The organism is Streptomyces sp. NBC_01244, from assembly GCF_035987325.1.
Lineage (GTDB): Bacteria > Actinomycetota > Actinomycetes > Streptomycetales > Streptomycetaceae > Streptomyces.
Genome location: NZ_CP108488.1, coordinates 6,270,602 through 6,288,956 on the forward strand (window position 1 = coordinate 6,270,602; position 18,355 = coordinate 6,288,956).

An 18,355-nucleotide genomic window follows, 5' to 3' on the forward strand; every position below is an offset into this window, starting at 1 on the left:
GGTGGAATTACGGAAGGCGTACGGCGGACATGGCGCAGCAGGAGAACGACGTTGTCGAGGTCGGTGTGGCCGGCGAGGTGAACGACGGGTACGTCGTGGACACCGAGGACTGTGAGGCGCGCGAGCTCGCCCACCGCGAGCGCGGCACGGCCCGCCCCATCACGGTGGTCGGCAACCCGGTCCTGCACCGGGAGTGCAAGGACGTCACCGAGTTCGGTGACGAGCTGGCGCAGCTGATCGACGACATGTTCGCCAGCCAGAAGGCCGCCGAGGGCGTGGGCCTCGCCGCGAACCAGATCGGCGTCGACGCCAAGGTCTTCGTCTACGACTGCCCGGACGACGACGGCAACCGTCACACGGGCGTGGTGATCAACCCGAAGCTCGTCGAGCTGCCGGCCGGCGCCCGGATCCTGGACGACTCGAACGAGGGCTGCCTGTCGGTCCCGACCGCCTACGCCTCGCTGGCCCGCCCGGACTACGCCGAGGTGACCGGCCAGGACGCGCAGGGCAACCCGATCAAGGTCCGGGGCACCGGCTACTTCGCGCGCTGCCTCCAGCACGAGACCGACCACCTGTACGGCTACCTGTACATCGACCGGCTCTCGAAGCGGGACCGCAAGGACGCGCTGCGGCAGATGGAAGAGGGCACCGCCCGCTACGAGACCGTTCCGAACGCGTAGCCCCCTCCCGCAGGCACAAGGCGCCCCGCTCCGGTCAGGAGCGGGGCGCCTTTCGTGTGCGGGGCGGGAGCACGTCGGCCGTCAGGCCGCGGCCGGGCCCCGGAAGGTGCGCCGGAAGGCGTTCGGGGTGGTGCTCAGCGTCCGCAGGAAGTGGTGGCGCAGGGCCGCGGCGGTGCCGAATCCGCAGCGGCCCGCGATCGCGTCCACCGTCTCGTCGGTGGCCTCCAGCAGCTCCTGCGCCAGCAGGACCCGCTGGCGCAGGACCCACTGGTACGGAGTGGTCCCCGTCTCCTGGAGGAAGCGGCGGGCGAAGGTCCGCGCGGACATGTGGGCCCGCTCCGCGAGCTGCTCGACCGTGATCTCCTCCTCCAGGTGGCGGGCCATCCAGCCGATCACCTCGCCCACCGTGTCGCAGGAGGTGCGCGGCAGCGGGCGCTGGATGTACTGGGCCTGCCCGCCGTCGCGGTGCGGTGGTACGACCATCCGCCGGGCGATGGTGTTGGCCACCTCGGCGCCCTGCTCCTGACGCACGAGGTGCAGGCACGCGTCGATCCCGGAGGCGGTGCCGGCCGAGGTGATCACCGAGCCCTCGTCCACGTAGAGCACGTCCGGGTCGACCCTGGCCCGCGGGAAGCGGCGCGCCAGGGTCGGGGCGTGCATCCAGTGCGTGGTGCAGCGCTTGTCGTCGAGCAGCCCGGCCGCGCCCAGCACGAAGGCCCCGCTGCAGACGCTCAGCACCCGCGCGCCCCGGTCCACGGCCCGCCGCAGGGACTCCAGGAGGGGCTCCGGGTAGACGCGCGTGGCGGCCTCGCGGTCGGCGGGCAGGCAGATCAGGTCCGCCTCCTCCAGCCGCTCGGGTCCGTGGGGGAGCGTGAGGCTGTAGTGGCCGTCGCCCACGGTGATCGGATTCTCCTCCATCGCGCAGACGGCGAAATCGTAGGTCGGCAGGCCAATGGCGCTGCGGTCGATCCCGAAGACCTCGCAGAAGATGCCCATCTCGAAGGGGGTGACCCCGTTCACCACGGCCACGGCCACGTTGTTGAGGGAGGAAGGCTTCAGCATGCTTCCAGTGTGCCAGGAAGTGTGGCAGTAATTCGCTCTTCCATGACAGTCCTGCCACTGTCGGGTTTCGGCCGCCCTGGCGAGAGTGGAGTCATGAACACATTCCTCGACTACCTCGTCGTCCTCGCCGTCGCCGCCCTCCTCCTGGGCCCCGCCCTCTACGGGGCCGCGCGCGAGCGCCGCCTCGACCGGCAGATCCGCGCGGCCGACGAGCGCCGCCGCCGGGAACGGCAGAGCGCCCCCGCCCGAAGTCCCGGTCACCCAGGTCCGTCTCCCCAAGGGCGGGGGCGCCGACAGCAGATGACGGCCGCTTAGAAGTCTTCGTCCAGGTCGACCGTTCCCTCGACCGCGACCTGGTAGGCCGACGGGCGGCGCTCGAAGAAGTTCGTCAGCTCCTGGACGCCCTGGAGCTCCATGAAGGTGAACGGGTTCTGCGAGCCGTAGACGGGCGCGAAGCCGAGGCGGACCAGGCGCTGGTCCGCGACGCACTCCAGGTACTCGCGCATCGACTCGGTGTTCATGCCCGGCAGGCCGTCACCGCACAGGTCGCGGCCGAACTGCAGCTCCGCCTCCACGGCCTCCTTCAGCATGTCGACGACCTGCTGCTGGAGCGCGTCGTCGAAGAGCTCCGGCTCCTCCTTGCGGACCGTGTCGATCACCTCGAAGGCGAAGCTCATGTGGGCGCTCTCGTCGCGGAACACCCAGTTGGTGCCCGTCGCCAGGCCGTGCAGCAGGCCGCGCGACCGGAACCAGTACACGTACGCGAACGCCCCGTAGAAGAACAGGCCCTCGATGCACGCGGCGAAGCAGATCAGGTTCAGCAGGAAACGGCGGCGGTCGGAGGCCGTCTCCAGGCGGTCGATCTTCTCGACCGAGTCCATCCAGCGGAAGCAGAACTGAGCCTTCTCGCGGATCGAGGGGATCTCCTCGACCGCGTCGAAGGCGGCCGCGCGGTCGTCCGGATCGGGCAGGTAGGTGTCGAGCAGCGTCAGGTAGAACTGGACGTGCACGGCCTCCTCGAAGAGCTGGCGCGACAGGTACAGGCGCGCCTCCGGGGAGTTGATGTGCTTGTACAGGGTCAGCACGAGGTTGTTCGAGACGATCGAGTCGCCCGTCGCGAAGAACGCGACCAGGCGGCCGATCATGTGCTGCTCGGAGGGCGTCAGCTTCGCGAGGTCCGCGACGTCCGAGTGGAGGTCGACTTCCTCGACGGTCCAGGTGTTCTTGATCGCGTCCCGGTAGCGCTCGTAGAAGTCCGGGTAGCGCATGGGGCGGAGCGTGAGCTCGAAGCCCGGGTCCAGGAGGTTCTTGGTGGTGTCGGACATTACTGGCAGGCCTCGCAGGACTCGGGGTTCTCAAGGGAGCAGGCCAGCGCGTCGGCGTCGACGGCCTGCGGGAGCGGGGTGGCGGCCGCCGGGACCGTGCTGCCGGAGGCGGCGCGGGCGATCTTCGTCGCGGGGCGGGAGCGCAGGTAGTACGTGGTCTTCAGGCCCTGCTTCCAGGCGTACGCGTACATCGAGCTGAGCTTGCCGATGGTGGGCGTCTCCAGGAACAGGTTCAGCGACTGCGACTGGTCCAGGAACGGCGTACGGGCCGCCGCCATGTCGATCAGTCCGCGCTGCGGGATCTCCCACGCCGTGCGGTACAGCTCGCGCACCTCGGCCGGGATCCAGCCGAAGCCCTGGACCGAGCCGGAGGCCTCGCGCAGCGCCTCGCGGGTCTGGGCGTCCCAGACGCCGAGCCGCTTGAGCTCCTGCACCAGGTAGCCGTTGACCTGGAGGAACTCCCCGCTCAGGGTCTCGCGCTTGAACAGGTTGGAGACCTGCGGCTCGATGCACTCGTACACGCCCGCGATGGAGGCGATGGTCGCCGTCGGGGCGATGGCCAGGAGCAGGGAGTTGCGCATGCCGCTCTTGGCGACGCGGGCGCGCAGCGCGTCCCAGCGCTCCGGCCAGTTCAGCTCGACGTCGTAGTGATCCGGGTGCAGGACGCCGCGGGCGGTGCGGGTCCGCTCCCACGCGGGGAGCGGGCCGCTGCGCTCGGCCAGGTCGCAGGAGGCCTCGTACGCGGCGAGCATGATGCGCTCGGAGAGCTTCGTGGACAGGGCCTTCGCCTCGGGGGAGTCGAAGGGCAGCTTCAGCTGGAAGAAGACGTCCTGGAGGCCCATCGCGCCCAGGCCCACCGGGCGCCAGCGGGCGTTGGAGCGGCCGGCCTGCTCGGTCGGGTAGAAGTTGATGTCCACGACGCGGTCGAGGAAGGTGACCGCGGTGCGGACGGTCTCGTCCAGGCGCTCCCAGTCGATGCCGCCGTCCACGTCGCCCGTCCCGGGCAGGACGAAGGCGCCGAGGTTGACCGAACCGAGGTTGCAGACGGCCGTCTCGCCGTCGTTGGTGACCTCGATGATCTCGGTGCAGAGGTTCGAGGAGTGGACGACGGTGCCCGGCTCGGCGGTCTGGTTCGCCGTGCGGTTGGAGGCGTCCTTGAAGGTCATCCAGCCCTGGCCGGTCTGCGCGAGGGTGCGCATCATCCGGCCGTACAGGTCGCGGGCGGGCATGGTCTTGCGGGCCAGGCCCGACTCCTCGGCCTTGCGGTAGGCCGCGTCGAACGCGTCGCCCCACAGGTCGACCAGCTCGGGGACGTCGGCCGGGGAGAACAGCGACCAGGCGGCGTCGGCGTTCACGCGGCGCATGAACTCGTCCGGCACCCAGTGGGCCAGGTTCAGGTTGTGCGTACGGCGCTGGTCCTCGCCGGTGTTGTCGCGGAGCTCCAGGAACTCCTCGATGTCCGCGTGCCAGGTCTCCAGGTAGACGGCGGCGGCGCCCTTGCGGCGGCCGCCCTGGTTCACGGCGGCGACGGAGGCGTCGAGGGTCTTCAGGAACGGCACGATGCCGTTGGAGTGGCCGTTCGTACCGCGGATCAGCGAACCGCGGGCGCGGACGCGGGAGTACGAGAGGCCGATGCCGCCGGCGTGCTTGGAGAGGCGCGCGATCTGGTGGTAGCGGTCGTAGATCGAGTCGAGCTCGTCCAGCGGGGAGTCCAGCAGGTAGCAGGAGGACATCTGCGGGTGCCGGGTGCCGGAGTTGAAGAGGGTGGGGGAGGAGGGCAGGTAGTCGAGGCGGCTCATCAGCCGGTAGAGCGAGGCCACTTCCTCGACGGCCTGGACCGACTCGTTCTCGGCGAGGCCGCAGGCCACGCGCAGCATGAAGAACTGCGGGGTCTCGATGACCTGGCGGGTGATCGGGTGGCGCAGCAGGTAGCGGCTGTGCAGGGTGCGCAGGCCGAAGAAGCCGAAGCGGTCGTCCGCGCCCTCGGCGAGCGCGTGCCCGACCAGTGCGTCGAGCCGGTTCGCGTGCAGGCGCACGAAGTCCGCGGTGCGGTCGGCGATCAGCCCCTCGCGGTGGCCGACCTCGACGGAGCCGGAGAAGGAGGTGGCGCCCTGGCCGGCGGCCTCGACGCGCACGGCCAGCGTCAGCAGGCGGGCGGCGAGGCGGGAGTAGGCCGGGTCCTCGGAGATCAGCCCGGCGGCCGCCTCGGTGGCGAGCGTACGGAGCTCCGCCTCGTCGGCGGCGGCGCTGCGGCCGCGCAGCGCGGCGGCGGCGACCCGGCCGGGGTCGGTGTCGGGCAGATCGGCGGTCAGCTCGGTGAGCGTGCGCAGGAGCGCGGCCCCCGGACCCTCATAGGCGGACGGGTCGGACTCGGCGCGCGGTGCGGAAGGCGCGATGGTCACGGGGGGAGCTCTCCCTCGCTCGGCTCCGGGAACACCTTTGGTGCGGGGCGCGAGGGGGCGCACGTGGGGGAGCGCGTGCCTGGCAGGGCAGTGCGCGTGCGCCACGTGGCGTCCACCGGCCCAACCGCGAGGCCCGGACGTGTCTGCACCCGGTTCGGTCGAGCCGGGCGCACTGTCGACAGGTCCTCGGACTTGCGGATGCGCCGAGCGAGTCGGTGCATTTCATACCGTTGCGGGACAGTTCCGGATTCTCACCGGATTCCCCTGCGACGACAGCGAGCATGAGCATACATGTGGGGGCCGCTGCTTGCGGTAGCCCCCACATGTTGTGTCGCTCCCCGTGGGCGGTACGGCCCTAGAGCTCCAGGCGGTAGGTCAGCAGCGGCAGGCCCGGAACCGGGGACCAGTCCCGCTCCGGCGTCCGTACGAAGCCCAGCCGGTCGTAGATCCGGTGCGCCCCGAGCATCTTCTCGGTGGTCGACAGCACCAGGTGGCCCACGCCCTCCAGGTCCCGGGCGCGGCTCACGCAGGCCCGTACGAGGGCCTCGCCCGCGCCGCGTCCGCGCGCCGCCGGGGAGACGGCCAGCATCCGGAACTCCGCCTCGCCGGGACCCGCGATATCGCACAGCGGGCTGCCGGGAGGGGCGAAGGTCACACCGCCGAGCAGCGTGCCCTCGTACTCCGCGACGAGCACCTCGCCGGCGGGGGCCCGGCCGGCGACGTCGCGCAGCCGGCCCAGGTAGGGGTCCTTCTCACCGAAGGTCAGCAGTCCGTCGTCGAGGTAGGCCCGTGCGGTGATCTCGGCGAGCTCTTCGTATTCGGCGGTCGCCGCCGTCCTGATGATGATGTCCATGGCTCCGAGTGTGCGACAGGGCAAGGAAAGAGGCCGCCGCATTCCGTCGGGTGGACGGTGATGCGGCGGCCCCGGGGGCGCTCCGGCTCAGCAGCAGCGGAACCCTTCGCGCGGATCGCCCTCGCGGGCGTCCGTACGGGCCCGCTCGAAGGCCCGGCGCGACTGGACCTCGGCGTCGGGGTCGTGCGTACGGGCGTGGGCGACGTAGTGGTCGTAGGCCGCCTCGCCCGAGAACTCCCGTACGAAGTACCGGGCCCGGCTCAGCACGTGGTGCAGGCGCGTCACGCCGGTTCCCGCACGGGGTCCTCCACCCGGCCCCCGCCCGAGTCGAGGCCGGCCGCGGCGAGCTCCGCGCGCTCCTCGGCGGTCGGGATGAGCCCGGCCGGGGCGACGAGCCTGGACTCGGTCCACGGGACCTCGGTCAGGGTGACCGACTCGGGCTTGCGGATGGCCCGGAGGCAGGTCCGGGCCGCGTCCACGAGCACGATGATGATCAGCAGGGCGAAGAACACCGACAGGACGCCGTCCACCGTGGCGTTGGTGACGACGGTGTGCATCTCGTCCATGTTCTTGGCGGGCTTGAGGACCTTGCCCGCGTCGATGCCGTCCTGGTAGACGTCCCGCTGCGCGAAGAAGCCGATCTTCGGGTTGTCGGAGAAGATCTTCTGGTAGCTGGCGGTGAGCGTGACGGCCAGGTCCCAGGCGAGCGGAACGCCCGTCACCCAGGCCCACTTGAGCCGGCCGGACTTGATCAGCAGGGTGGTGCAGACGGCCAGGGCGACCGCGGCGAGGAGCTGGTTCGCGATGCCGAACAGCGGGAAGAGCTGGTTGATGCCGCCCAGCGGGTCCTTGACGCCGACCCACAGGAAGTAGCCCCAGCCGCCGACGACGATCGCGCTGGCGAACCAGACGCCCGGCTTCCAGCTGACGTCCTTGAAGGACTTGTGCACGTTGCCGAGGGTGTCCTGGAGCATGAACCGGCCCACGCGGGTTCCCGCGTCGACCGTGGTCAGGATGAACAGGGCCTCGAACATGATCGCGAAGTGGTACCAGAAGGCCTTCATCGAGGTGCCGCCGATCACGGCCGAGAAGATCTCCGACATTCCGAGTGCGAAGGTCGGCGCGCCGCCCGTACGGGACAGCAGGCTGGTCTCCTCGACGTCCTTCGCGGCCTGCGCGAGGGCCTCGGGGGAGATGGCGAAGCCGAAGTTCGTCACGGCCTGCGAGGCCGTCTCGACGGTGGCCCCGACGACCCCGCCGGGGGAGTTGATGGCGAAGTACAGGCCGGGATCGATGATGCAGGCCGCGATGATCGCCATGATGGCGACGAAGGACTCGGTCAGCATCGCGCCGTAGCCGATGACCCTGACCTGGGTCTCCTTCTGGATCATCTTCGGGGTGGTGCCCGAGGAGACCAGGGAGTGGAAGCCGGACAGGGCTCCGCAGGCGATGGTGATGAAGACGAACGGGAACATCGAGCCGGCGAAGACCGGGCCGTCGCCGCGCGAGGCGAACTCGGTGACCGCCGGCATCTTCAGCGTGGGCATGGCGATGACCACGCCCACGGCCAGCAGCCCGATGGTGCCCACCTTCATGAAGGTGGAGAGGTAGTCGCGCGGGGCGAGCAGCATCCACACCGGCAGGACGGACGCCACGAAGCCGTAGGCGATCATCCAGATGACCAGCGTCTCCTTCTCCAGGGTGAAGGTGTCCGCCAGCGAGGACTCGGCGACCCAGCCGCCCGCGACGATGGCGAGCAGCAGCAGCGCCACGCCGACGACGGAGACCTCGGTGACCTTGCCCGGGCGCAGGACGCGCAGGTAGAAGCCCATGAAGAGGGCGATCGGGATGGTCATGCCGATGGAGAAGACGCCCCACGGGGAGTGCGCCAGCGCGTTGACGATGACCAGCGCCAGCACGGCCAGCAGGATGATCATGATGGCGAAGACGCCGATCAGCGCGGCGGCGCCGCCGACCGGGCCGATCTCGTCCCGGGCCATCTGGCCGAGCGAACGGCCGTTGCGCCGGGTGGAGAAGAAGAGCGTCACCATGTCCTGGACGGCGCCCGCGAAGATCACGCCGACGACGATCCAGATGGTGCCGGGCAGGTAGCCCATCTGCGAGGCGAGTACGGGACCCACGAGGGGTCCGGCGCCGGCGATGGCGGCGAAGTGGTGACCGAAAAGCACCCGCCGGTCGGTCGGGTGGAAGTCGACACCGTTGTCAAGTCGTTCGGCGGGGGTGGCGCGGGTCTTGTCCACCTTCAGGACGCGGTGCGCGATGAAGCGCGCGTAGAAGCGGTAGCCGATCGCGTAAGAACCCAGTGCGGCGGCGAGCAGCCAGGCGGCCGAGATCTCCTCGCCGCGGGAGAGCGCCAGCACGCCCCAGCCGATGGCCCCCACGAGCCCGACCAGCACCCACGCGGCCACGGCCTTGGGGGACGCGCCCCCCGATGAGGTGGGCGAGCCCGGCGTGGTTCCCGGACTCGCCGCGTCCCGTACGGCCTGTGCGGCTTCCGGCCGTGTTGTTTCCGGCGGTGTTGCTTCCGGTCGTGGTTCCGTCATGATCCGTCGTCCCCTCGTTGATCATCTGCGTAATGGCGCAGGGAATCTACGGGGGGCCGACCGCTGGACGTAACCCCCCGTCCGTATAGCGGAACGAGAGTCAACTACGAATCAGACGGCGGGGCGCTGGAGTCGGGCGACGAACTTGTAACGATCGCCGCGGTATACGGAACGCACCCACTCGACGGGCTCCCCGTCGGTGTCCAGCGAATGGCGGGAAAGCAGCAGCATCGGCAGTCCGACGTCGGTGCCGAGCAGTCCGGCCTCCCGCGGGGTGGCCAGCGAGGTCTCGATGGTCTCCTCCGCCTCGGCGAGGCGCACGTCGTACACCTCGGCGAGGGCGGTGTAGAGGGAGGTGTACTTGACCAGCGAACGGCGCAGCGCGGGAAAGCGCTTGGCCGACAGGTGCGTGGTCTCGATGGCCATCGGCTCCCCGCTGGCCAGGCGGAGGCGTTCGATGCGCAGGACCCGGCCGCCGGTGGCGATCTTGAGGAGGCCGGCGAGGGTGTCGTCGGCCGTCACGTAGCCGATGTCCAGGAGCTGGGAGGTGGGTTCCAGGCCCTGGGCCCTCATGTCCTCGGTGTACGAGGAGAGTTGGAGCGGCTGGGAGACCTTCGGCTTGGCGACGAAGGTTCCCTTGCCCTGGATCCGTTCCAGCCGTCCCTCGACGACGAGCTCCTGGAGAGCCTGTCGCACCGTGGTGCGGGAGGTGTCGAACTCGGCCGCGAGCGTGCGCTCGGGCGGCACCGGTGTACCGGGTGGAAGGGTTTCGGTCATATCGAGCAAGTGGCGCTTGAGTCGGTAGTACTTGGGCACGCGTGCCGTGCGGGTGGCCGCCCCGCTGTCCGGCTCCGTGATCGCCCCTTCGGTGGCCATCGCCGCCCGCCTTCCCGACTCCAGTTTCGTTGCCGTCACCGGCTCCTCCGATATGTGCGGTCACATCGTGACACGGGAGGGAGGGCAGGCCTCCTCCCTCCCCCAGGTGTCGGTCCGATAACGGACCGATCACCCGCTCATTAGACCCTTGACACCCCTAAAGGTCTAGGCCAAGCTCCAGCTACTGGTCTACACCAATATGGATCGGATCCCGGCCCCACGGGCAGTACTTGGTGCTTTTTGAGTCACCGCGGCGGGCAAGGGAAGTTGCAGGCAGCATCCCTGAGGAGGGTGGCGTGAAGCGCAAGCTCATCGTGGCGGTCAGTGTCGTGGGCATGATGGCCGGAGTCGCGGCATGCGGCAACGACGACGGCAAGGCCAAGGCCGACGCGGGTCCCAAGGAGATCACCGTCTGGGTGATGGACGGCTCCGCGCCGAAGGCCTGGATCGACGCGGTCAACGCCGAGTTCTCGGCCAAGCACCCCGGCGTCACGGTCAAGGTCGAGACGCAGCAGTGGAAGGGCATCCAGGAGAAGGTCACGACGGCCCTCTCCGAGGACACCCCGCCGGACGTCCTGGAGCTCGGCAACACCCAGACCGCGGGTTACGCGGTCACCGGTGGCCTCGCCGAGCTGACGAAGGACAAGGCGAAGCTCGGCGCGGACGCCTGGGCGAAGGGCATGCTGGCTTCGGCCGAGATGGACGGCAAGCTCTACTCCGCTCCGTGGTACGCGGCCAACCGCGTCGTCATCTACGACAAGAAGGCCTACGCGAAGGCCGGCGTCACCCCGCCGACCACCCGCGACGAGTGGGTCGCCGGTCTGGAGAAGCTGAAGGCGGCCGACCCGAAGTCGCAGCCGATCTACCTGCCCGGCCAGAGCTGGTACGTCCTCGCGGGCTTCATCTGGGACGAGGGCGGCGACCTCGCCACCAAGGACGGCGCCAAGTGGAAGGGTGGCCTCGCCACCCCGCAGGCCGCCTCCGCGATGGACTTCTACAAGAAGCTCCAGTCCTTCTCCACCGCCCCGAAGGACAAGGACGAGGCGACCCCGCAGCAGTCCACCGACATCGTTCCCAAGGGCGGCGTCTCGTCCTGGATCGGTCTCGGCTGGGAGGCCGGCGGCGCGGAGAAGGCGCTGAAGGACGCGGGCAAGGAAGCCGACTTCGGTTACTTCCCGATCCCGGGCAAGACCGCCGACAAGACGGGCACCGTGTTCCTCGGCGGCTCGAACCTGGCGATCGCCGAGCGCTCCAAGAACAAGGAGCTCGCCAAGGAGTGGCTGGCCCTCGCCGCAGGCAAGGACCAGATGACCAAGTACGCCGCCGAGACCAAGGGCGCGCTGCTCCCGAACCAGGTGGGCGCGAACTTCACCCCGCCGGCGGGCTCCTTCGCCGAGGCCATGGCCAAGGCCGGCGCCAACGGCAAGATCACCCCGGTGACCGCGGGCTGGGCGAACGTCGAGACCGAGCCGAACCCGATCAAGGACTTCATGACCAAGGTCCTGAACGGCACCGACCCGGCCAAGGCCGGCGCGGACGCCGACGCCGAGATCGCGAACCGCATCAACAAGTAACACCCGGCATCACCTGAAGTACGCAGTACCAGCAGCACCAGCAGTACCAGCAGTGATCGCACCGGGGGGTGCGGCGGGCGCCCCGAGCGCCCGCCGCGCCCCCGGTCGCGCATTGACGGAAGCAAGAGCCGCCTGCTCCGAGCGGGGAAGCGGGTGCGGGTCGCCACAGTCAACCGCGAGGAAGCCAGACATGACCGTGCACTCCCAGGGAGCGGCGACCTCCGCTCCACAGGACGCACCACAGAAGTCCGCAGGGGTGGCCGAGACGCCGCCGCCCGCCGGTGCCAAGGAAACGCCCACGTCTCCTCGCGGGAGCAGAAAGAGCAGAAAGTCGCTCCCCGCGGGGTGGTGGCCCTACCTCCTGGTCGGGCCGGCCGTGCTCAGCATGGCCGCCCTGCTGCTGTATCCGCTGATCAAGAACATCATCCTGTCGTTCCAGAAGGTCGACAAGATCGAGTTCATCCAGCGGAAGTCGCCGTTCACCGGCCTGGACAACTACACCCAGCTGCTGGGCGACTCGCAGTTCTGGACCGTCGTGGCCCGAAGCTTCGCCTTCACCGCGGCCAACGTCGCGCTGATCATGATCATCGGCAGCCTCATCGGCATCCTGCTGAACAAGCTCGGCAAGTGGATGCGCCTGGTCCTGTCGATGGCGCTGGTGATGGCCTGGGCCATGCCGATCGTCGCCTCCGTGACCGTCTTCCAGTGGCTGTTCGACGAGCAGTTCGGCGTCATGAACTGGCTGATGCGCACGCTCGGCTTCTCCGGCTACGACCAGCACAACTGGTTCGGCACCGGCTTCTCCACCCTCGTGATCGTGACGGTCCTGGTGGTCTGGGGCTCGATCCCCTTCGTCGCCCTCAACATGTACGCCGGTCTGACCACCGTCAGCGGCGAGCTGTACGAGGCGGCCCGGATGGACGGCGCCAACGGCTGGCAGACCTTCTGGAAGGTCGTCTTCCCGAACCTCAAGTCGTTCTTCCTCGTCACCACGTTCCTCGAGGTGATCTGGGTCTTCAAGGCCTTCACCCAGGTGTACGCGATGAAGGCCGGCGGTCCCGACCGCGGCTCCGAGATCCTGCCCGTCTTCGCCTACGTCGAGGGTCAGAGCCAGTTCCACTACGGCCTGGCCGCGGCGATCTCCGTCCTGACGATCCTGATGCTCGTGATCGTCATGTCCTTCTACTTCCGTCTGATCCTGAAGCAGGAGGAGGAGCAGTGACCACCACCACCGCCCCGAAGCCCGCGCCGTCCGCGAAGCCCGCGCCGTCCGTGAAGACGGCACAGCTGCGCAACCGCCGGCCGGTCCGTCCCGGTGCCGTCGCCAAGAACATCGGCGCCCTGCTCCTGGCCCTCCTCTTCGTCTTCCCCGTCTACTGGATGTTCTCCTCGGCGCTCAAGCCGTCCAGCGAGATCCTCTCCAAGGACCCCGTCTTCGTCTTCACCCCGACGCTGGACAACTTCACCAAGGCCACCGGCGTCGACCTGTTCTGGACCTACGTCACGAACAGCCTGATCGTCACCGTCGGCGCCGTCGCGCTGGCCCTGCTCGTCGCCCTCGCCGCGAGCTTCGCCATCGCCCGGATGAAGTTCAAGGGCCGCAAGGGCCTCGTGCTCGCCGTGATGCTGGCCCAGATGGCGCCCTGGGAGGTCATGGTCATCGCGATGTACATGATCGTCCGCGACGCCGAGATGCTGAACAACCTCGGCGTGCTGACCGCGATCTACTTCGTGATGGTCCTGCCCTTCACCATCTGGACCCTGCGCGGCTTCATCGCCGCGGTCCCGGTGACCCTGGAGGAAGCCGCCCAGATCGACGGCTGCACCCGCGGCCAGGCCTTCCGCAAGGTGATCTTCCCGCTGCTGGCCCCCGGCCTGATGTCCACCTCGCTCTTCGGCTTCATCACGGCCTGGAACGAGTTCGCGATGGTCCTGATCCTGCACAAGGACAAGACCGCGCAGACCCTGCCGCTGTGGCTGACCCAGTTCCAGACGGCCTTCGGCAACGACTGGGGCGCCACCATGGCCGCTTCCTCGCTCTTCGCGGTCCCGGTGCTGCTCATCTTCGTCTTCCTCCAGCGCAAGGCCGTCGGCGGCATGACCGCCGGCGCCGTGAAGGGATAACGGCCCATGACTGTCCTTGCGCACCGCACGGATACTGTGACCCGGGACGCCCTCGCGGTCCTCCAGCCCGGCTTCGAGGGCACCACCGCCCCCGCCTGGCTGCTCCGCCAGGTCGCCGAAGGCCTCACCGCCGTCGGTCTCTTCGGCCGCAACATCACCTCGCCCGAGCAGCTCGCCGCGCTGACCGCGCAGCTGCGTACCGAGCGGGACGACGTGCTCGTCGCCATCGACGAGGAGGGCGGCGACGTCACCCGTCTGGAGGTCCGGGGCGGCTCCTCCTTCCCCGGCAACCTGGCCCTCGGCGCCGTGGACGACGTGGACCTGACCCGCGACGTCGCCCGCGAGCTGGGCCGCCGGCTCGCCGAGTGCGGGGTCAACCTCAACTGGGCCCCGTCCGCCGACGTGAACTCCAACCCGGACAACCCGGTCATCGGCGTACGGTCCTTCGGCGCCGACACCCACCTCGCCGCCCGGCACACCGCCGCGTACGTCGAGGGCCTCCAGGCCGCCGGCGTCGCCGCCTGCACCAAGCACTTCCCGGGCCACGGCGACACCAACGTCGACTCGCACCACGCGCTGCCGCGCATCGACGTGGACCTCGAGACCCTGGCCGTGCGGGAACTCGTACCGTTCCGGGCCGCCATCGAGGCCGGCACCAAGGCCGTCATGAGCGCCCACATCCTGGTGCCCGCCCTGGACCCGACCCGCCCGGCCACCCTCAGCCCGCAGATCCTGACCGGTCTGCTGCGCAAGGAGCTCGGCTACGAGGGCCTCATCGTCACCGACGGCATGGAGATGAAGGCCATCGCCGGGACGTACGGCATCGAGCGCGGCTCGGTGCTGGCCATCGCGGCCGGCGCCGACGCCATCTGCGTCGGCGGCGGGCTCGCCGACGAGGGCACCGTGCTGCGCCTGCGCGACGCGCTGGTCGCGGCCGTCCGCGAGGGATCGCTCCCGGAGGAGCGCCTCGCCGAGGCCGCCGCCCGGGTCCGGTCGCTGGCCGAATGGACCCGCCAGGTCCGCCGGGGCGCGCGGCCGGAGGGGAGCAGCGCGCCCGGCATCGGACTGGCGGCGGCCCGCCGCGCGGTGGCCGTGACGGGCTCGCCCAAGGCGGCCTCCCCGGTGAACGCCCCGTACATCGCCACGCTCACCCCGGTGGCGAACTTCGCGGTCGGCGACGAGACCCCGTGGGGGGTGGCCGGGGAAGTGTCCGCGCTGATCCCGGGCACCGAGTCGGGCGTGTACCCGGAGGGGTCGACGGCCGACGGCATCCTGGCCGCCGCGGGGAACCGCACCGTCGTCGCGGTGGTCCGCGACGCGCACCGGCACCCCTGGATGACCGAGGCCCTGGACGCGCTCGTCGCGGCGCGGCCGGAGACGATCGTGGTCGAGATGGGCGTGCCGCGGGCCGAGCCGCGCGGCGCGCTGCACATCGCGACGCACGGCGCCGCCCGGGTGTGTGGGCGCGCTGCCGCGGAGATCATCGCGGGCGTCTAGTAGGGCTTGGTCAGGTTCAGTCGTTGGTGGCGTGTCCGGATGATCGGTTGTTCCGTTGATCGGGTGTGATGCCCGAGGAGTTGGCTGCGGTCCGGTGTGATCTGGAGGATTTCGCGGCGGAGGTGTTCGAACCGTTCGCGAGGGCGGATCAGCGTCGGTGGGGGTCGGTCTACCTGCGCGGGCTGCTGACAGATGGCGGACGCAAGTCCGTCGAGCCCATGGCCGCCCGGCTCGGGGAGGACGGGAACCGGCAGGCCCTGGCACACTTCATCACCTCCAGCCCATGGAACCCGGCCCACGTGCGGGCCCGACTCGCGTGGATGATGCAGACGGCGATCAAACCGACCGCACTGATCATCGACGACACCGGGTTCCTCAAAGACGGCGATGCCTCGGCTTGTGTGACGCGGCAATACACCGGCACCGCGGGCAAGGTCACCAACTGCCAGGCAGGGGTCTCGCTCCACCTGGCCGGCGACCATGCCTCGGCGGCGGTCGACTGGCGGCTGTTCCTCCCGGAGACCTGGGACCCCGCCTCGCCGAAGGCCGATCCCGTCAAGGCGGCCCGCCGGGCGAAGTGCGGCATCCCCGAAGGCCTGGGCCACGTCGAGAAGTGGCAGCTGGCCCTGGACATGGTCGACGAGACACGGTCGTGGGGCCTGGACGTCCCCCTCGCGATCGCCGACGGCGGATACGGGGACACCGCCGCTTTCCGTCTCGGCCTGGAGGAACGCGGGCTGCACTACGTGGTGGGCATCTCCACCACCGTGACCGCCCAGCCCGGCGACGCGCTGCCCTGCACTCCGCCCTACCGCGGCACCGGACGCAAGCCGGTGGCAAGGTATCCCGAACCGGCCCGGAGCGTGAAGAACCTCGTCATCGAGGCCGGGAAACAGGCGGCCAGACCAGTGCAATGGCGCGAGGGATCTCGTCCCGGCACGGGCCGCAGCGGCTTCAAGCGGATGTACTCGCGATTCGTTGCCCTTCGGGTCCGGCCCGCCGGCCGCGAGGTCCGCAAAGCCATCGACGGGCCGGAACTGCCCGCGTGCTGGCTGCTGGCCGAATGGCCTGCCGATCAGGCAGAGCCGGTCCAGTTCTGGTTCTCGAACCTGCCCGCGGAGACACCGCTAACCACACTCGTGCGGCTGGCGAAGCTCCGCTGGCGCATCGAGCACGACTACCGCGAGATGAAACAGGCCCTGGGACTTGCCCACTTCGAGGGCCGCACCTGGAACGGCTGGCACCACCACGTCACCCTCGTCTCCGCAGCCCACGCCTTCTGCACCCTCCAGCGACTGGCCAGAGCCCCAAAAGAAACGGCGCCGGCCTGAGCCTCTACCGAATCGTCCGCGAACTGCAGACCCTCCTCGCCACCTGGGCCGGCGCCTGCCCCACCTGTCACCGCGACATACCCACCCTCACACCAACCTGACCAAGCACTACTAGTGCTGCGACCGGAAAGGTTCACCGGGTCGCGCACGGGCCGCGGCACGGACCGGAGCCGGGCACCCGTCACGGGGGTGCCCGGCTCCGCCGTGTCCGGCCGCCGGTGCGCGCGTACGGCGAAGGCCGGGTCCTCCCCTGGGGGAAGACCCGGCCTTCGCCGTGCCCGCGTTCTCGACGACGCTTACAGACCCTGCCAGGCGGGCTTGTTGGCGTAGGTGTGGCGGAAGTAGTCCGCCAGCTTCAGCTTGGACGCGGCGGCCTCGTCCACGATCACCGTGGCGTGGCGGTGCAGCTGGAGCGCGGAGGCCGGTACGAGGGCGGACAGCGGGCCCTCGACGGTCTGCGCGACCGCCTCGGCCTTGCCCTCGCCGGTGGCCAGCAGGACCAGGTGGCGGGCGTCGAGGATGGTGCCGATGCCCTGGGTGATGACGTGGTGGGGCACCTGCTCTATGTCGTTGTCGAAGAAGCGCGCGTTGTCCACGCGGGTCTGCTCCGTCAGCGTCTTGATGCGGGTGCGGGAGGCGAGGGAGGAGCAGGGCTCGTTGAAGCCGATGTGCCCGTCCGTGCCGATGCCGAGCAGCTGGAGGTCGACGCCGCCGGCCTCCGCGAGGGCGCGGTCGTACGCGTCGCAGGCGCCGACGATGTCCGCGGCCGAGCCGTCGGGGCCCATGAAGGAGGCCTCGGACAGGCCCAGCGGCTCCACGACCTCGCGCAGGACGACGGCGCGGTAGGACTCCGGGTGCCCGGCCGGCAGGCCGACGTACTCGTCGAGCTGGCAGACGCGGGCCTTGGAGGCATCGACCAGTCCGGCCTTGACCTTGGCGGCGAGCGCCTCGTAGATGGGCAGCGGGGTAGAGCCGGTCGCCACGCCGAGCAGGGCGTCGGGCTTGCGGCGGACCAGGGCGGCCATGGCCTCCGCGATGAGCTCGCCGCCTGCCTTGGCGTCCGGGACGATGACAACTTCCACGCGGGGCCTGCCGATCTGGAGTGTGCGACGTTGTGGTATAGACCAATCTAGCAGAGGCGAGGCCCCGTTGCCGGGTCTTCGCACACTCCATGGTGGGCCGGATCCGCGGCTGCGGCCTCCCGGGCCCGGCCTGATCGGCAAGGCATCCCTACAGCAGCGAGAGCTGGAGTCCGCCCGTGACGGCGAGGTGCTGCCCCGTGACCCAGCGGGAGTCCGGGGAGGCCAGGAAGGCGACCACGTCCGCGACCTCCTGCGGGGTGCCGATCCGGTCGAAGACGGAGCGGGAGGCGGCGTGCGCGCGGGCCGCCGGGTCCGCGAGCCAGGCGGCGTTGAGGTCGGTCTCCACGATCCCGGGACCCACCGAGTTCACCGTGATGTTCCGGGGCGCGAGCTCGGCGGCCAGGGAGACCGTCAGCGCGTTCACCGCGCCCTTGGCCATGATCGTGGCGAGGATCGCGGGCAGGGCGATGTCCGGGGTGCCGGTCACGTTCACGATCCGGCCGCCGTCCCGCAGCCGCTCCAGGCCGTGCCGGATCACGAAGAACGGCGCCTTCGCGTTGAGCGCGTGCACCCGGTCGTACGTCTCCTCGTCGGTGGACCCGATGCCGGCGAAGGTGGCCGCGCCCGCGTTGTTCACCAGGATGTCGACCTCCTCGGTGGCCAGCGGGTGGGCCGCGTACGCCGCCCAGAGGGCCTCGGCGCCGCCCGGGACGCCGAGCTCCGCCCCGACCGCGAAGGCGCGGCCCCCGGCCGCCTCGATGGCGTCCACGGTCTCCTTGGCCGCCGCCGCGTTGTGTCCGTAGGCCACCGCGACCAGCGCCCCGTCGCGGCCGAGGCGCTCCGCGATGGCCCGCCCGATGCCCCGGCTGCCGCCCGTGACCAGTGCCGTCTTCCCCTTGAGCACGCCCATGGCACGCCCCCCTTTCACTAGTGGTCGCTACAGAAATGACCGTATCAGATTTCATAGCGACCGCTATAGAATGAG

At 70.1% G+C, this 18,355-nt stretch carries 16 protein-coding genes and 1 riboswitch; of the genes, 7 read left to right on the top strand and 9 right to left on the bottom strand.

The annotated features are described in order from the left end of the window. Positions 1–29 precede the first annotated feature (29 nt). A complete protein-coding gene (gene def / locus OG247_RS28400; RefSeq protein ID WP_266904664.1) occupies positions 30–680 on the top strand; it encodes a peptide deformylase in 651 nt (216 codons plus the stop codon). Between the two features lie 81 nt (positions 681–761). Here the strand turns inward: def and OG247_RS28405 are convergent, their stop codons facing one another. Further along, positions 762–1,742, bottom strand: a complete 981-nt coding sequence (locus tag OG247_RS28405) for a helix-turn-helix domain-containing protein (RefSeq protein ID WP_327254877.1) — start codon at positions 1,740–1,742, stop codon at positions 762–764. Between the two features lie 93 nt (positions 1,743–1,835). Here OG247_RS28405 and OG247_RS28410 point away from each other — a divergent pair, with 93 nt between their 5' ends. Beyond that, a complete protein-coding gene (locus OG247_RS28410; RefSeq protein WP_327254878.1) occupies positions 1,836–2,057 on the top strand; it encodes a hypothetical protein in 222 nt (73 codons plus the stop codon). On the opposite strand, the gene OG247_RS28415 is transcribed toward OG247_RS28410, so the two are convergent. From OG247_RS28415 to OG247_RS28440, 6 genes are all read right to left on the bottom strand, one after another. Continuing rightward, on the bottom strand, positions 2,054–3,067 hold the full coding sequence (locus OG247_RS28415; protein WP_327254879.1) for a ribonucleotide-diphosphate reductase subunit beta: 1,014 nt from the start codon (positions 3,065–3,067) through the stop codon (positions 2,054–2,056). The two genes, OG247_RS28410 and OG247_RS28415, sit on opposite strands and share 4 nt — an antisense overlap. Next, on the bottom strand, positions 3,067–5,469 hold the full coding sequence (locus OG247_RS28420) for a ribonucleoside-diphosphate reductase subunit alpha (protein WP_327254880.1): 2,403 nt from the start codon (positions 5,467–5,469) through the stop codon (positions 3,067–3,069). The genes OG247_RS28415 and OG247_RS28420 overlap by 1 nt, the downstream gene beginning before the upstream one ends. 160 nt (positions 5,470–5,629) lie before the next feature. After that, positions 5,630–5,758, bottom strand: a riboswitch (cobalamin riboswitch). A gap of 66 nt (positions 5,759–5,824) precedes the next feature. Then, positions 5,825–6,322: a GNAT family N-acetyltransferase gene (locus OG247_RS28425; RefSeq protein WP_327254881.1), complete on the bottom strand. Its 498-nt coding sequence runs from the start codon at positions 6,320–6,322 to the stop codon at positions 5,825–5,827. 87 nt (positions 6,323–6,409) lie between these two features. Beyond that, positions 6,410–6,607 carry a YbdD/YjiX family protein gene (locus tag OG247_RS28430; protein ID WP_327254882.1) on the bottom strand — a complete coding sequence of 66 codons (198 nt, stop codon included), beginning with the start codon at positions 6,605–6,607 and terminating at the stop codon, positions 6,410–6,412. After that, on the bottom strand, positions 6,604–8,886 hold the full coding sequence (locus tag OG247_RS28435) for a carbon starvation CstA family protein (protein WP_442813433.1): 2,283 nt from the start codon (positions 8,884–8,886) through the stop codon (positions 6,604–6,606). Before OG247_RS28435 ends, OG247_RS28430 begins: the two co-directional genes overlap by 4 nt. Positions 8,887–8,997: 111 nt before the next feature. Further along, positions 8,998–9,762 (bottom strand): GntR family transcriptional regulator, encoded by a 765-nt coding sequence (locus OG247_RS28440; RefSeq protein WP_243336098.1) that lies wholly within the window; start codon positions 9,760–9,762, stop codon positions 8,998–9,000. 296 nt (positions 9,763–10,058) lie between these two features. Here OG247_RS28440 and OG247_RS28445 point away from each other — a divergent pair, with 296 nt between their 5' ends. The 5 genes from OG247_RS28445 (at position 10,059) to OG247_RS28465 (ending at position 16,288) form a co-directional block, all read left to right on the top strand. Further along, the gene (locus tag OG247_RS28445; protein ID WP_327254884.1) at positions 10,059–11,336 is read left to right on the top strand and encodes an extracellular solute-binding protein; all 1,278 of its coding nucleotides are present in this window, start codon (positions 10,059–10,061) and stop codon (positions 11,334–11,336) included. Positions 11,337–11,526: 190 nt separating this feature from the next. After that, on the top strand, positions 11,527–12,558 hold the full coding sequence (locus OG247_RS28450) for a carbohydrate ABC transporter permease (protein ID WP_327254885.1): 1,032 nt from the start codon (positions 11,527–11,529) through the stop codon (positions 12,556–12,558). 110 nt (positions 12,559–12,668) lie between these two features. Continuing rightward, positions 12,669–13,460, top strand: coding sequence for a carbohydrate ABC transporter permease (locus tag OG247_RS28455; RefSeq protein ID WP_442813665.1), 792 nt, complete (start codon positions 12,669–12,671; stop codon positions 13,458–13,460). Between the two features lie 6 nt (positions 13,461–13,466). Continuing rightward, positions 13,467–14,957 (top strand): glycoside hydrolase family 3 protein, encoded by a 1,491-nt coding sequence (locus OG247_RS28460; RefSeq protein WP_327254886.1) that lies wholly within the window; start codon positions 13,467–13,469, stop codon positions 14,955–14,957. Between the two features lie 65 nt (positions 14,958–15,022). Then, on the top strand, positions 15,023–16,288 hold the full coding sequence (locus OG247_RS28465) for an IS701 family transposase (protein ID WP_442813232.1): 1,266 nt from the start codon (positions 15,023–15,025) through the stop codon (positions 16,286–16,288). A gap of 296 nt (positions 16,289–16,584) precedes the next feature. On the opposite strand, the gene nagB is transcribed toward OG247_RS28465, so the two are convergent. Continuing rightward, complete coding sequence (nagB, locus tag OG247_RS28470) at positions 16,585–17,370, bottom strand: glucosamine-6-phosphate deaminase (protein ID WP_327254887.1); 786 nt, start codon at positions 17,368–17,370, stop codon at positions 16,585–16,587. Between the two features lie 148 nt (positions 17,371–17,518). After that, on the bottom strand, positions 17,519–18,280 hold the full coding sequence (locus tag OG247_RS28475; protein WP_327254888.1) for an SDR family oxidoreductase: 762 nt from the start codon (positions 18,278–18,280) through the stop codon (positions 17,519–17,521). Between the last annotated feature and the right edge of the window lie 75 nt (positions 18,281–18,355).